Raw genomic sequence first — 12,979 nt, forward strand, 5'->3', positions numbered from 1 at the left:
TCAGGGCCTGGTCGCGTGCACCACGAACACCGATCGGGTCCGGTCCGGCGTTTCGACGTCCAGACGTTTGACCGTCACCTCGGTGAACCCCGCTTCGGAGGCCAGTTCCGCCGCCTCGTCCTCGGTTTCCGGCAGCTTCAGGTCGGTGGGGACGATGGCGGCGAACGCCGCCGAGGGCCGGAACGCCGACGCCGGCGGCAGGCTGAAGCCCACGCGGCCGCCGGGGCGCAGCACCCGAAGCCAGTCACGGAGCGCGGCCGCGCCGAGGAAATGCAGCGAGGAGGCGCAGAGCACGGCGTCCGCGCCCTCGTCCTCCACCGGCGCGGGGACCGCCGACGCGACCTGCCAGGTGACGCGCTTGCCGGGATCCCGCGTCGCCGCCTTCGCCTCGGCCTGGGCGATCATGCCCGGCGAGATGTCGATCGCGAGGACCTCGCCCGGCTCCAGGCGCAGCGCGGCGAACGCGGCCACACCGGTGCCGGTCGCGACGTCGAGAACGCGTTCGGGAGCCGTGCGGCCGAGACCGTCGACGAGTGCGTCGGCGACGAGGCCGTGAAAGGTGTCTTCGTCGTAGTGCGCGGCGATGCCGTCGAAAAGACCGGCCGCGATTTCCTCGCTCACGGCGTCGACCTTATCGGGCAACCGGCGTCGTCCGGCGAAACCCAGGTCGGCGCGGTGATACCAGCACAGTTCCTGGTCGCCTTCGAGCCAGCAGAGCAGGACGTCGACGCCGTCGAGGTCGGCGGGGAAGTCGATCAGGAGCGGAGCGAACCCCTTCAGTTCCGCGCCGGTCCGCTGCACGGTGGTCATCAGATCGTCCAGCCGGGCCTGCGCGGCCTTCCACTCCGGCATCCCGCCGAGCGCGGTCTCGCGGCCGCCCGGGCGCAGGGACGCGGCGAGCTCGGCGGCGTCGGCACGCAGGCGGACGAGCTCGTCGAGCACGGGGCGTAGCCGGGCGAGTTCGGCGCGGGCTTCAGGAACGGTGAACAATCCCATGCGCCGATGGTCCCAGTCCGCTCAGCGGCGGCGCCGGGCGAGTCTCGCCGCGAGGCCCGCGCCGATCAGGAGGAACCCCGTCCCGAGCAGTCCGCCGATGAACAGCCAGCTCGTGACGCCGTAGGTGACATCGTTCTGCGGCAGGTACTTCACCAGCCGGAAGCCCCATTCGGGCACCGCGGCGGCGGCCACGCCGGGTGCGACGCCCCAGACGAGACCGCCGACGATCGGGCCGGTCGCCGAGAGCGCGCCGAGCAGCCCGACCGCGAGCAGCAGGATCCCGCCGCCCACCAGCAGGCCGATGCCGAAGACGTCACGCTGGGTGCTGAGGGTCGCCTGGACGAGCATCTGCTGCCGCAGGCCGCCCCAGGCCAGCAGGCCGAGGGCGACCGGCGTCAGGATCAGGCCGCCGGCCCCGCTGAGCACCCGGCGCACGCCTCGACCCGCACGGCTGTCTTCGGGGACCACGTCGTCGTCGAAGGGCTCGTACGGTTCGTACGACTCGACGTCCTCGTAAGGCCTGCGAGGGTCCTTGGGCTGCTGGTCGTACTCGCCGTACTCCTGGTAGTCCTCGTCGTCGTACTCCGCGACGTACCGGTGCGATGACATGGGCGGGCCACCTCCCTTAACCGGACTACGGATGCCGGGCCCGCTCGGTTCACATCGATCTCGCCCGGGAGCGCGTTTAGCCCGCTAAACGCGCTCCCGGGCGGCGGCGGGTGAGGGTGCCGACCAGGCCTGCCCCGACCAGAAGGACCCCGCTTCCGAGCAGGGAACCCATCACCAGCCAGGTCGCCAGGCCGACGCCGAGTTCACGGCCGCCGATGTCGTACATGAGGCCCAGGAGATCCGACGAGCCGGCGAGAGCCGCCAGTCCGGGCAGCACACCCCAGATCAGGCCGCCGATCACCGGACCGAGCCCGGACAGCGCGCCGAGGAGTGCGACGCCGAGCAGGAGCAGGGCGCCGAACAGCAGCAGGATCAGTCCCATGGGGTCCTCGCCGACGCTGTAGGCCTGCGCGAACACGCGCTGCAGCCGCGAGCCGCCGTAGATCACCATGCCGAGCGCGACCGGGGTGAGCAGCACGCCACCGAGCGCGCTGAGCACCCGAGGCACCGCGCGGCTGCTTTGCCTAGGCTGGAGGTAGGGCTCCGGAGCCGGTTGCTGCTCGTGAGGCGGCACGGCGTAGGGGTTGGTGGACATGGGGACCGCCTTTTCCGATGACCGGGAGAGAAGTGCGGTTCGATGATGTCGCGGTTTCGCCGGTTCCGTGACGGCCGGATGGCCGTCGTCCGACCGGGTGACGTCGGCCACATCGGCTTCGTGGAGACTTGATGCCGACCACTACTTGAACCATCCAGGACCGTTAAGCAGTACGCTTGTACCGCTACCGGAGATTTAGAAGAAGAACGCGAAGATCCGCGGAAGGAGCACCGCTGCTCATGGCCAAGATCAAGGTCCAGGGCACCGTCGTCGAGCTCGACGGCGATGAGATGACCCGCATCATTTGGCAGTTCATCAAGGACAGGCTGATCCACCCGTACCTGGACGTGAACCTGGAGTACTACGACCTGGGCATCGAGGAGCGGGACCGCACCGACGACCAGGTCACCGTCGACTCCGCCAACGCGATCAAGAAGCACGGCGTCGGCGTCAAGTGCGCCACGATCACGCCGGACGAGGCGCGTGTCGAAGAGTTCGGCCTGAAGAAGATGTGGCTCTCGCCCAACGGCACGATCCGCAACATCCTCGGCGGCGTGATCTTCCGTGAGCCGATCGTCATCCAGAACATCCCGCGCCTGGTGCCCGGCTGGACCAAGCCGATCATCATCGGCCGTCACGCGCACGGTGACCAGTACAAGGCGACCAACTTCAAGGTCCCGGGTCCCGGCACGCTGACCATCAGCTACACCCCGGACGACGGCTCCGAGCCGATGGAGTTCGAGGTCGCGAAGTTCCCCGAGGGCGGCGGCGTCGCCATGGGGATGTACAACTACCGCAAGTCCATCGAGGACTTCGCGCGCGCCTCGCTGCAGTACGGCCTCGACCGCGAGTACCCGGTCTACATGTCGACCAAGAACACCATCCTGAAGGCCTACGACGGCATGTTCAAGGACGTGTTCGAGGAGATCTACCAGGCCGAGTTCAAGGCCGACTTCGACGCCAAGGGCATCTCTTACGAGCACCGCCTGATCGACGACATGGTCGCCGCCGCGATGAAGTGGGAGGGCGGTTACGTCTGGGCGTGCAAGAACTACGACGGTGACGTGCAGTCCGACACGGTCGCGCAGGGCTTCGGCTCGCTGGGCCTGATGACGTCGGTGCTGCGCACCCCGGACGGCAAGACCGTCGAGGCCGAGGCCGCGCACGGCACGGTGACCCGGCACTACCGTCAGCACCAGCAGGGCAAGCCGACCTCGACCAACCCGATCGCGTCCATCTACGCGTGGACCCGTGGCCTCGAGCACCGCGGCAAGCTGGACTCGAACCCGGAGCTGATCGGGTTCGCGAACAAGCTGGAGCAGGTCGTCGTCGAGACCGTCGAGAGCGGCAAGATGACCAAGGACCTCGCGCTGCTGATCAGCAAGGACCAGCCGTTCCAGACCACCGAGGAGTTCCTCGCGACGCTGGACGAGAACCTGGCCAAGAAGATCAGCCAGGGCTGAGCCTCTCGCTGAGTACGTGAAGGCCCCCTTCACCGCGCTGGACGCGGTGAAGGGGGCCTTCACGTACTCCGGCCCGGCCTGTGACGGTGGGTAGTACGCGTGCCGTCCGGTTGGCGCCTCCGGGTGGTTGGCATTCCGGGATCTGGGCGACCGCCCCGGCTTCTGCCACTCTGTTCGAGGAAGAAAACGATTCCCTTGTTCGAGGAGTGACCACCATGGCCATCTCGAAACCGGTTTTGTTCGCCGGCGGCGGACTGGCGTTGATCGTCATCGTCGCCATCTCGGGTCAGGACAGGGAGTCGAGCGCTTCGAGCCCGACCGGTTGCCAGGTCGTGGTGACGGCCGACGTGCTCAACGCCCGCGACACCCCTGGCGGGCAGAAGATCGTCGGCAAGTACGTCAAGGACGCGAAGATCGACGCCCAGCCGGTGGTCGAGAACGGCTTCCGCAAGATCGCCGAGGGCAAGTGGGTCTCCGCCCAGTACGTGGCCCCGGTCGAAGGCTCGAAGTGCGGCCCGTGACCCCCTCCCGCGCGGATCGCGTTTAGCCCGCTAAACGCAGGTGGGTGCCCTCTTCGGCCGCCAGTACCTCGCCACTGAACTCCTCCCGCGCCTCGGCCACCGAGACCTCGCGGTCGGAGCCGGGCCAGAAGTGGGTCAGCAGCAGCCGCCGGGCGCCTCCGCGCTCGGCCCAGTACCCGGCCTCGCCCGCCGTCGACACCAGCCGCGGCGTCTCGTCGGGAGACGGACCCTGCAGGGTCGCGTCGGCGATGAGCAGGTCGGCGTCGCGCCCCAGCTCCGCCAAGATCGGGCTGGGCCCACTGTCGCCGGTGTAGGCGATGGTGAGCCCGGGCGCCGTCAGTCGGACGCCGTAATTCGGCACGTGATGCGGCAACAGGAACGTGGTCATCCGGAACGGCCCGATCTCGCGCGGCGGACCGAGGTCCAAGATGTCGAAGATCGTCGTCGGATGCGGCCGCGGTTCCAGTGCCTCCAGCCGCCGGACCGTGCCCGGCGTGCAGTGCAACGGGATCCTCGGCTCGTCCGGCAGCCCATAGGCACGCGCGCGGCCGAGCGCGCTGACGTCCGCGCAGTGATCGGGATGCTCGTGCGTCACCACCACCGCGTCGACCCGGCCGCCGGGACAGTGTTCGAACAGCCGCGACGCGGCGCCGTAGCCGAGGTCCAGCACGAGCCGGAAACCTTCGTGGACCAGGAGGAAGCCGGCGCAGGCGCGGCCCGGTTCCGGCCAGGCGCCGCAGCTGCCCAGCACGGTCAGCTCGCTCATGCGCGCAGTCTCGCAGAACGAACACCCTGACGGTTCTGTCGGACCCTCCGGGTAGCGTGCGAAGGGTGCTGACCGTCTCCACTGTGAATGTCAACGGCCTCCGTGCCGCCGCGAAAAAGGGCTTCGTCGAGTGGCTCGGCTCCACCAAGGCCGATGTCGTCGCCTGCCAGGAGGTCCGGGCCGAGCTCAAGGAGCTCCCGGCCGGTGCCGCCGCGCCCGAAGGCTGGCACGTGGTGCACGCGCCGTCGGCGCAGAAGGGGCGCAACGGCGTCATGCTCTTCAGCCGCGCCGAGCCGGACGAGGTCCGCATCGGTTTCGGCGAGCCCGAATTCGAGGACAGCGGCCGCTACGCGGAGATCCACCTGCCGAACGTCGTGGTCGCGAGCCTGTACCTGCCCAGCGGTGACGTCGGGACCCCGCGCCAGGACGAGAAGGAGCGCTTCATGGCGGCGTTCCTGCCGTACCTCGTCGACCTGCGCGCCAAGGCCGAGGCCGGCGGCCGTGAGGTCGTCGTGGTCGGGGACTGGAACATCGCCTACGAGAAGACCGACCTGAAGAACTGGCGCGGGAACCAGAAGAGCTCTGGCTTCCTCCCGGAGGAGCGGGAGTGGCTCGGCCGCGTGTTCACCGAGGCCGGTTATGTCGACGTGCAGCGCAAACTCGATCCGGAAGGTCCCGGCCCGTACACGTGGTGGTCGTATCGCGGGAAGGCGTTCGACAACGACTCGGGCTGGCGTATCGACTGCCAGATCGCCACTCCTGGACTCGCCGAGCGGTGCACCTCGGTCGTCGTCGAGCGCGCCGAGTCCTACGACCAGCGGTGGTCCGACCACGCGCCGGTGACGGCGACCTACTCCGACTAACCCGGGCCGGTCATGGAGACGAACGAAGCCAGGCGTATCGAGGCGACGAACGCCGAGCGCTACCAGATGTCCGGCCAGTACGGGTGGGAGTTCAGCCCGGACGCGCCGAACCTGCTGGAACGCTGGACGGTGCTGCCGTTCAACCAGCGTGGCGACAAACGGATCGCGTTCGGCGCGCTGAGTGGCGTGTACAACGGGCTCCCGTTCAGCGTTTTCGACTATCACCGCCGCCCGACGGTCACGAGCGTGCACACGCGGTGGACCAACAAGAAGGTCAACGAGCTCGACACGATCTCGATCGACACGGTCTGGGTGATCACCCTGCCCGCGCCGATGCCGAACTTCCAGATCGTGTCGAGCATCGAATCCGCCTGGGACGTCGAGCAGTACCCCGAGCCCGCCACCGCGGACCGGAAGTTCAATCGCTGGTACAAGCTGATCGACACCGATCCGAACATCGCGGTCCAGGTGCTGACGCCGCAGGTCGCCGCCCTGATGCGGTCGTCGAAGCTGCACACCTGGTCGCTGGTGGGGGCGGAGCTGGTCTACGTCGAGAATCCGACGTTCGGCCGGACCAAACCGGACGACGTCCTCGCGACGCTCGGCAAACTCGGGCAGCTGGTGTCAGTGCTGCCTTTCCACCTCGGCGGTGGGCAGCCCGCCGCGCCGCAACCGCAGCCTCAGTACCCGCCCCAGCCGCAGCCGTATCCGGCCCAGCCGTATCCGCCGCAGAACCCCGGCTATCCGCAGCACTATCCGCCCCCGCCGCAGTACGGCCAGCCGCCGTATCCGCCGCAGCAGCCGGGATATCCGCCACCCCAGTACCCGCAGCAGCCGTATCCGCAGCCCGGCTATCCGCCGCAGGGGCCTCCGCATCCCGGGCCGTACGGGCCTCCGCCCGGCTATCCGCCGCAGGGGCCTCCGCATCCCGGGCCGTACGGGCCTCCGCCCGGCTATCCGCCGCGCGGCTACTGACGGTTCTTCGCGCTCTCCGTCCACACTGGACTTTCGACGAAGTGGTTGTCGAACTTTTCCTGACTGTCCAAGAGATCCTGGACGGTCGCCTCGCCGTGGCCGACCTTCTCCAGCAGCCGGAAGTAGTCGAAGCGTTCGACACCGGGGACGAATACGATCAGCACGTCCGCCGATGAGCCCGCCGCCGTACGGAAAGCGTGCGTCGTCAGCGGTGGGACGACGAGCATGTCACCCTCGGAAACGGTGACGATCTCTTCTCCCACAAGGACTTCCATCATTCCGCCGAGCATGAAGAACAGCTCGGACGATCCGGTGTGGTAGTGCGGCGCCGCACCGTCGGCGCCGACGCCCAGCCGTGTTCTCGCGCTGCTCATGACGCCACCTGTGGTCGAGACGTCGGCGAGCAGGGTGACGAAGTTCGGGGCGGCGCCGACGGTTTCGGCTTCGGCGGCGCGGACGAGGACGGTTTCGCGGGTTTCGCTGTGCTGAGTCATAGCGCGATAGTTCCACCGCTGATAGTTCGCTGTCAAACTATCTCCCGTCGAATAGACTGTCGTCGTGAGTGAAGAACGGAACGCCGACGCGATCGACGCGGTGGTCGGCGCTTGGCGGCGGGAACGGTCGGACCTGGATCTGACCGCCATCGGGGTCGCCGGGCGCCTCGGCCGCGCGGTGCTGCTGACGACGCCGATGGTGGAGGCCGTGTTCGCGAAACACGGCTTGAAACAAGGAGAGTTCGACGTGCTCGCGGCGCTCAGGCGGTCCGGGAAGCCGTACACGCTGATCCCGTCCGAGCTGTCCGCGACGCTGATGATGTCCAGGGCCGGGATGACCAGCCGGATCGACAGGCTGGAATCGGCGGGGCTGGTCGAGCGCGCGCTCGATCCGGAGGACCGGCGCAGTTTCCGGGTCACGCTGACCGAGCGCGGCTTCGAAGTCGTCGACGCCGCGATGACCGAGCACACCGCGAACGTCACGAAGCTGCTCGCGCCGCTCGGTGAGGACATCGGCGTTCTGGACGCATCCCTGCGCCGGCTGCTGATGACCCTCGAAAACTGAAGGGGCACTTCGCCGCGTCATGTGCGGCGAAGTGCCCCTTCGGCTCCCTGGATGGATCAGCAGTACAGGTTGCCTCCGGGGTCGACGCCGAGGATGCCGGTGAACTGCTGGTACTTGCTCACGCGGCTCTGCACCTGGCTTGGGTTGCCGCCGTTGCACTCGAGGCTCCCGTTGATGCTGCGGATCGTCTCGCCGAAGCCGCGGCTGGTGACCATCGCGTCGTGCGGGGTCATCGTGCCCGGCCCGCTCTGGGTCATCCAGTACCAGATGCCGGTCTTCCAGGCGACCGCCGCGTCGTTCTGCACCAGCCACGGGTTGGTCAGCAGCGGCAGGCCCAGTGCGTCGCCGGCGGCCTTGTAGTTGAAGTTCCAGCTCAGCTGGATCGGGCCGCGGCCGTAGTAGGCGGCGTTGCCCGCCGGGCAGCCGTAGGGCTGGGTCGTGTCGCAGTAGTGCGGGTAGTTGGACGTGTCCTGTTCGACGACGTGGACCAGGCCGCCGGTCTCGTGGCTGACGTTCGCCAGGAAGGCCGCCGCTTCCTGCTTCTTGACGGTGTCGCTGCCCGTGCCCGCGAAGGCGGGGTATGCGCTCAGGGCGGTGACCAGGCCGTTATAGGTATAGAACGAGTTCCGGCTCGGGAACATCTGGTTGAACTGGGCTTCGCTGACCACGAAGCCGGACGGGCTCGGCGGGTTGGTCGTGCCGCCGCCGCAGGTGCCCTGATCGGCCCAGACCTGGGCGGTTCCCGGGGTTTCGTTCTGTGTCCACCACTTCGCGGACCAGTTGTGTCCGTTGTAAGAGGCGGTGTTGCCGCCCCAATAGACCGAGCTCGCGTTCCACGGCGCCACGCAGTCCGCCGCGGCGGCGGACTGGGCCGGGACGATCACGGCGACCGTGGTGGCGGCGAAGGTGGCGGCGACCGCCGCGAGAATACGTCGAAGAGACATCGGTGGCTCCTTCGTACGAGGGGACCATGCAGGGATAATGGTCTATACCTTTTAAGGGGTATGGCCAACAGGTATAGACCATTGCGCACAAGAAACCAACCGGCGAAAGCGGGATCGTGCCTGTTCGGCCGCACGGTGGCGGGGAAACGGTCCAACCTGTCCAGTTTTGTCAGAAACCACTTCCGTCCGCGGCACACTTTGCGGAGAGGGGTGGTCGAAAGATCCCCCCTGTGAGGGGCTACTCTCGTGCCCCGAGTTGATCAGAACCGACAGGTCTTGACACGCTCGGTAGTTTTTTGACCAGCAACCTGGAAATGCTCACTCGTTCGGGTTAGCGTTCCGGTTCGGCAATGTCACGTCACGGGAGGCACTCCGGTGCGGAACCCAGTTCATCTCCTGATGCGGTCGGCTCTGCCCGCGGCCAGGGCCGCGGCGGTCGTCGCGATCCCTGTCGCGCTGCTCGTCGCGGGCGCTGTCCCCGCGTCGGCGGCGGAGTCGACTACGCGCTCGGAGATGGCGTTCGGTCTGTTGGGCCCGGTCGGCCTGATCGCCGTCGCCCTCGGCATCGTCGGTATGGCCTTCGGGGTCTTTCGTCAGCGCCGGAAGGCGCGTGCCGCCGCCGTCATCCCCGCCGCCCCGGTCCAGCCCGCCGGCCAGGACGTCACGGCGATGGCCGAGGCCGTCCTCGCCGAGGACGACGGCCTCGCCCGCCCGCAGCGCCCCTGACCTGCACCTTCTCGGCTCAGATCGCGTTTAGCCCGCTAAAGGCGACTGCCCGCCGGAGCGCGATTAGCCCGCTAAAGGCGACTTGCCGGATTTCTTGGGTAGGTACACCTAGTCCGGCCCGGATTGTTTAGCGGCGCGCTGATCGCCACGCTCAGGTCCATGACGGTGACGCGGCGTCGCAGCCGGCCCGGTGATCCTTTCCCGCGCGCACTGGACCAGGCGATCACGGAGAGCGGTCTCGGTCTCGACCGGATCCGCCACCGGCTCGCCCAGCAGGGTGTCCGGGTCAGTGTCGCGACCTTGAGCTACTGGCGGACCGGAAGAAGCCGCCCCGAGCGGTGCGACTCCCTGAAGGCGGTCGCGCTGCTGGAGCGGCTCTTCGAACTTCCGCACGGATCCTTGCTGAACCGGCTGGGCCCGCGTCGCCCCCGGGGACGGTGGGGCGACGCGGGAACCGGATCAGACTCCGGTGTTGGTGCGGATCCAGCTGCGGAAGTAGGGGACGTCGACGTAGATGGACGGCCCGGTCGCGCAGGTGCTGCTGTTGTTCCCCGCGCGGCTCGTGGCGCCGATCAGCTGCCAGACACCGTTGACCTGCTTGATCTGCGGGCCGCCGGAGTCGCCGTAGCAGGCGCCCGAGTTCCCGTTGGGGTTGTTGGTGCAGATCTCGCTGGCACCGTTGATGCCGAGGCACCGGCTGTCGGAGACGATCGAGGTGTTCAGTTCCTGCAGGGTGATCGGGGCGCCACAGCCACCCTGCGGGGCGCAGGTCTGGCCCCAGCCGATGATCCGCGTCGCGGTGCCGACGGCCCCGGACGTGTCGGCGATCGTGACCGGCGCCTGCGAAACCGCCGTCGAGAGGCGCAGCAGCGCCAGGTCGGCGCTCGGGTGGGCGATCCGCTGGGCCACGCGGGCCACGGTGCCGCCGCTGGTGCGGTTCGTGGTGCCGACGCGTACCTGGTACGGCGTGCCACAGTGCTTCGCGGTGACCACCCAGGTCGAGCTGATCAGTGAGCCACCACACTGGTGACCGCCGGAGCTCGACTGCTGCGACACCATGAACGAGTAGACCTGGGTCGCGTTGCCGCCGCCGACGATGTTCGGCTGGACGCCGCCGGTGGGCTCGGTCGCGGTCGCGACGCCGGGGAGCGAGAACACGGCCGCGGCCGCGATGGCCAAGCCCATCAGCAGGGATCGTGCCTTCATCTGGGTTCTCCTTCGGTGTGGCCGGAAGATCCGGTGCCATGAACGCTAGGAACCGGGCTCCTCGCTCAGAACCGTCGGAAGTATGTGGCGTTTAACCGTTTAGACCGTTCGGCCGGGGTGACCTCCGGTGACCCGCCACGGCGCGGCCTGACAGAATCCGGGCGTGTCCGACGAACTGAAGCGCCCGCGGGTGCTCTCCGGGATCCAGCCGACCGCCGACTCGTTCCACCTGGGCAACTACCTGGGTGCGCTGCGGCAATGGGTGCGGCTGCAGGACACGCACGAGACCTTCTACATGGTCGTCGACCTGCACGCGATCACCGTCGAGCAGGACCCGAAGGTGCTGCGCGACCGCACTCGGCGCTCGGCGGCGCAGCTGCTCGCGCTCGGCGTCGACCCGGCCCGCAGCGCGTTGTTCGTCCAGAGCCAGGTGCCCGAGCACGCCCAGCTGAGCTGGGTGCTGGAGTGCCAGACCGGGTTCGGCGAAGCGAGCCGGATGACGCAGTTCAAGGACAAGGCCGCGAAGCAGGGCACGGATCGCGCCAGCGTCGGCCTGTTCACCTACCCGGTCCTGCAGGCCGCGGACATCCTGCTGTACCAGGCGAACGAGGTCCCCGTCGGCGAGGACCAGCGGCAGCACCTGGAGCTGACGCGCAATCTCGCGCAGCGGTTCAACAACCGCTACGGCAAGACGTTCACCGTGCCGGAGCCGCATATCGTCAAGGACACGGCGAAGATCTACGACCTGCAGGACCCGACCGCGAAGATGAGCAAGTCCTCGTCGACCGGCAACGGTCTCATCGAGCTGCTCGAAGACCCCAAGAAGTCGGCGAAGAAGGTCCGCTCGGCGGTCACCGACACCGGCCGCGAGATCGTCTTCGACGCCGAGAACAAGCCGGGCGTCTCGAACCTGCTGACGATCCTCTCCGCGCTGACCGACCAGCCGATCGCCGAACTCCAGACCTCGTACGAGGGCAAGGGCTACGGCGATCTGAAGAAGGGCGTCGCCGAGGCGTTCGTCGAATGGGTCACGCCCGTGCAGGCACGCGTCCAGTCCTATCTGGACGACGTCGCCGAGCTCGACAAGGTGCTGGCCCTCGGTGCGCAACGGGCCAGGGAAGTCGCTTCGGTGACGTTGCGGAACGTCTACGCGAACATCGGGTTCCTGCCTCCGGCCGGCTAGCTCGCGTTGCGGGTCGCCCTGGGCGTGGTTAGCGTCTACTGGTGGCGAAAGATGACGGCGCGAAGCCGGAAGAGGACAAGCTGTTACCCCGTCTCCGGCGAAAGTACGGCTGGCTCGATCACCTCATCCGGGCGAACGACGCCTTCACCGAGCGCTACGGCAACCACTACGCCGCCGCCATCACCTACTTCAGTGTGCTTTCGGTGATCCCGATCTTGATGGTCGCCTTCGCGGTCATCAAGATCGTGCTCGCCGGCGATCAGACGGTGACGAACCAGCTCGTCGACGGCATCAAGAAGTCGGTGCCGGAGGGGCTGAGCGATCTGGTCGGCAGCATCATCAAGGCGGCGCTGGACTCCGGCGGCGGTATCGGGATCTTCGGTCTGCTGCTCGCGCTGTACTCGGGTGTCGGCTGGATGTCGAACCTGCGTGACGCGCTGACCGCCCAATGGGGTCAGGAAAAGCAGAAGCTGCCGTTGGTCTCGACGACGATCAAGGATCTGCTGTCCTTGGTCGGACTCGGCGTCGCGCTGGTGGTCTCGTTCGGTCTCACCGCGGCGGGCAGCGGGGTCGGCCGGTTCCTGCTCGAACTCGTCGGCCTGGAAAACCAGGGCTGGGCCGTGTTCCTGCTGAAGGTCGCGACGATTCTGCTCGGTCTGCTCGCGAACACGCTGGTGTTCCTGTGGGTCATCGCGAGGCTGCCGCGTGAGCACGTCGCGCTGCGCAGCGCCGTCAAGGGCGCGGTGTTCGCCGCCGTCGGCTTCATCGTGCTTCAGCAGGCCGCGACGTTCTACCTCGGCAGTGTCACGAAATCGCCGGCGTTCGCGTTGTTCGGCCCGGTGATCGGCCTGCTCGTGTTCGCGAACCTGGTTTCGCGGTTCCTGCTGTTCGTCACCGCGTGGACGGCGACCGCGAAGGAGAACATGTCGACGGTCATCGAGCCGCCCGCCCCCGTCGCCATTCACCCGAGGGTGACCGTGCAGCAGGGGCCGGGCCTCGGTGCCGTCGGCGGTGCTTTCGCGACCGGCGCGCTGTTGGGCTGGCTGGGTCGCCGGAAGTCCTGACCGGCGCCG

General features: G+C 68.0%; 15 protein-coding genes. 8 read left to right on the forward strand and 7 right to left on the reverse strand.

Features of this window, described 5'->3' with window-relative positions; translation table 11 throughout:
- From ACZ5ZX_RS06595 to ACZ5ZX_RS06605, 3 genes are all read right to left on the reverse strand, one after another.
- On the reverse strand, window positions 1-996 hold the full coding sequence (locus tag ACZ5ZX_RS06595) for a DUF2203 family protein (protein WP_465500942.1): 996 nt from the start codon (window positions 994-996) through the stop codon (window positions 1-3).
- 21 nt (window positions 997-1,017) lie between these two features.
- On the reverse strand, window positions 1,018-1,605 hold the full coding sequence (locus tag ACZ5ZX_RS06600; protein WP_465500943.1) for a hypothetical protein: 588 nt from the start codon (window positions 1,603-1,605) through the stop codon (window positions 1,018-1,020).
- Window positions 1,606-1,681: 76 nt separating this feature from the next.
- A complete protein-coding gene (locus ACZ5ZX_RS06605) occupies window positions 1,682-2,200 on the reverse strand; it encodes a hypothetical protein (RefSeq protein ID WP_465500944.1) in 519 nt (172 codons plus the stop codon).
- A gap of 239 nt (window positions 2,201-2,439) precedes the next feature.
- On the opposite strand from ACZ5ZX_RS06605, the gene ACZ5ZX_RS06610 reads away from it, so the two are divergent.
- The gene (locus ACZ5ZX_RS06610; RefSeq protein ID WP_061983438.1) at window positions 2,440-3,663 is read left to right on the forward strand and encodes an NADP-dependent isocitrate dehydrogenase; all 1,224 of its coding nucleotides are present in this window, start codon (window positions 2,440-2,442) and stop codon (window positions 3,661-3,663) included.
- 215 nt (window positions 3,664-3,878) lie between these two features.
- Complete coding sequence (locus tag ACZ5ZX_RS06615) at window positions 3,879-4,184, forward strand: SH3 domain-containing protein (protein WP_465500945.1); 306 nt, start codon at window positions 3,879-3,881, stop codon at window positions 4,182-4,184.
- 22 nt (window positions 4,185-4,206) lie between these two features.
- Here the strand turns inward: ACZ5ZX_RS06615 and ACZ5ZX_RS06620 are convergent, their stop codons facing one another.
- The gene (locus ACZ5ZX_RS06620) at window positions 4,207-4,950 is read right to left on the reverse strand and encodes an MBL fold metallo-hydrolase (RefSeq protein WP_465500946.1); all 744 of its coding nucleotides are present in this window, start codon (window positions 4,948-4,950) and stop codon (window positions 4,207-4,209) included.
- A gap of 56 nt (window positions 4,951-5,006) precedes the next feature.
- On the opposite strand from ACZ5ZX_RS06620, the gene ACZ5ZX_RS06625 reads away from it, so the two are divergent.
- A complete protein-coding gene (locus tag ACZ5ZX_RS06625; protein ID WP_465500947.1) occupies window positions 5,007-5,813 on the forward strand; it encodes an exodeoxyribonuclease III in 807 nt (268 codons plus the stop codon).
- Window positions 5,814-5,825: 12 nt separating this feature from the next.
- Window positions 5,826-6,788: a hypothetical protein gene (locus tag ACZ5ZX_RS06630; protein WP_465500948.1), complete on the forward strand. Its 963-nt coding sequence runs from the start codon at window positions 5,826-5,828 to the stop codon at window positions 6,786-6,788.
- Here the strand turns inward: ACZ5ZX_RS06630 and ACZ5ZX_RS06635 are convergent.
- Window positions 6,782-7,282 (reverse strand): cupin domain-containing protein, encoded by a 501-nt coding sequence (locus tag ACZ5ZX_RS06635; protein ID WP_465500949.1) that lies wholly within the window; start codon window positions 7,280-7,282, stop codon window positions 6,782-6,784. The two genes, ACZ5ZX_RS06630 and ACZ5ZX_RS06635, sit on opposite strands and share 7 nt — an antisense overlap.
- Window positions 7,283-7,346: 64 nt before the next feature.
- Here ACZ5ZX_RS06635 and ACZ5ZX_RS06640 point away from each other — a divergent pair, with 64 nt between their 5' ends.
- Window positions 7,347-7,847, forward strand: coding sequence for a MarR family winged helix-turn-helix transcriptional regulator (locus tag ACZ5ZX_RS06640; RefSeq protein WP_465500950.1), 501 nt, complete (start codon window positions 7,347-7,349; stop codon window positions 7,845-7,847).
- Window positions 7,848-7,903: 56 nt separating this feature from the next.
- On the opposite strand, the gene ACZ5ZX_RS06645 is transcribed toward ACZ5ZX_RS06640, so the two are convergent.
- On the reverse strand, window positions 7,904-8,791 hold the full coding sequence (locus ACZ5ZX_RS06645; protein ID WP_465500951.1) for a glycoside hydrolase family 19 protein: 888 nt from the start codon (window positions 8,789-8,791) through the stop codon (window positions 7,904-7,906).
- 399 nt (window positions 8,792-9,190) lie between these two features.
- On the opposite strand from ACZ5ZX_RS06645, the gene ACZ5ZX_RS06650 reads away from it, so the two are divergent.
- On the forward strand, window positions 9,191-9,517 hold the full coding sequence (locus ACZ5ZX_RS06650) for a hypothetical protein (protein ID WP_465501062.1): 327 nt from the start codon (window positions 9,191-9,193) through the stop codon (window positions 9,515-9,517).
- Window positions 9,518-9,976: 459 nt separating this feature from the next.
- Here ACZ5ZX_RS06650 and ACZ5ZX_RS06655 read toward each other — a convergent pair whose 3' ends face one another.
- Window positions 9,977-10,723, reverse strand: a complete 747-nt coding sequence (locus ACZ5ZX_RS06655) for a S1 family peptidase (protein ID WP_465500952.1) — start codon at window positions 10,721-10,723, stop codon at window positions 9,977-9,979.
- Between the two features lie 163 nt (window positions 10,724-10,886).
- Here ACZ5ZX_RS06655 and trpS point away from each other — a divergent pair, with 163 nt between their 5' ends.
- The gene (trpS, locus tag ACZ5ZX_RS06660) at window positions 10,887-11,906 is read left to right on the forward strand and encodes a tryptophan--tRNA ligase (protein WP_465500953.1); all 1,020 of its coding nucleotides are present in this window, start codon (window positions 10,887-10,889) and stop codon (window positions 11,904-11,906) included.
- Window positions 11,907-11,947: 41 nt separating this feature from the next.
- Complete coding sequence (locus ACZ5ZX_RS06665) at window positions 11,948-12,970, forward strand: YhjD/YihY/BrkB family envelope integrity protein (protein ID WP_465500954.1); 1,023 nt, start codon at window positions 11,948-11,950, stop codon at window positions 12,968-12,970.
- Window positions 12,971-12,979: the final 9 nt, after the last annotated feature.

Source organism: Amycolatopsis sp. NPDC033938 (assembly GCF_055575975.1).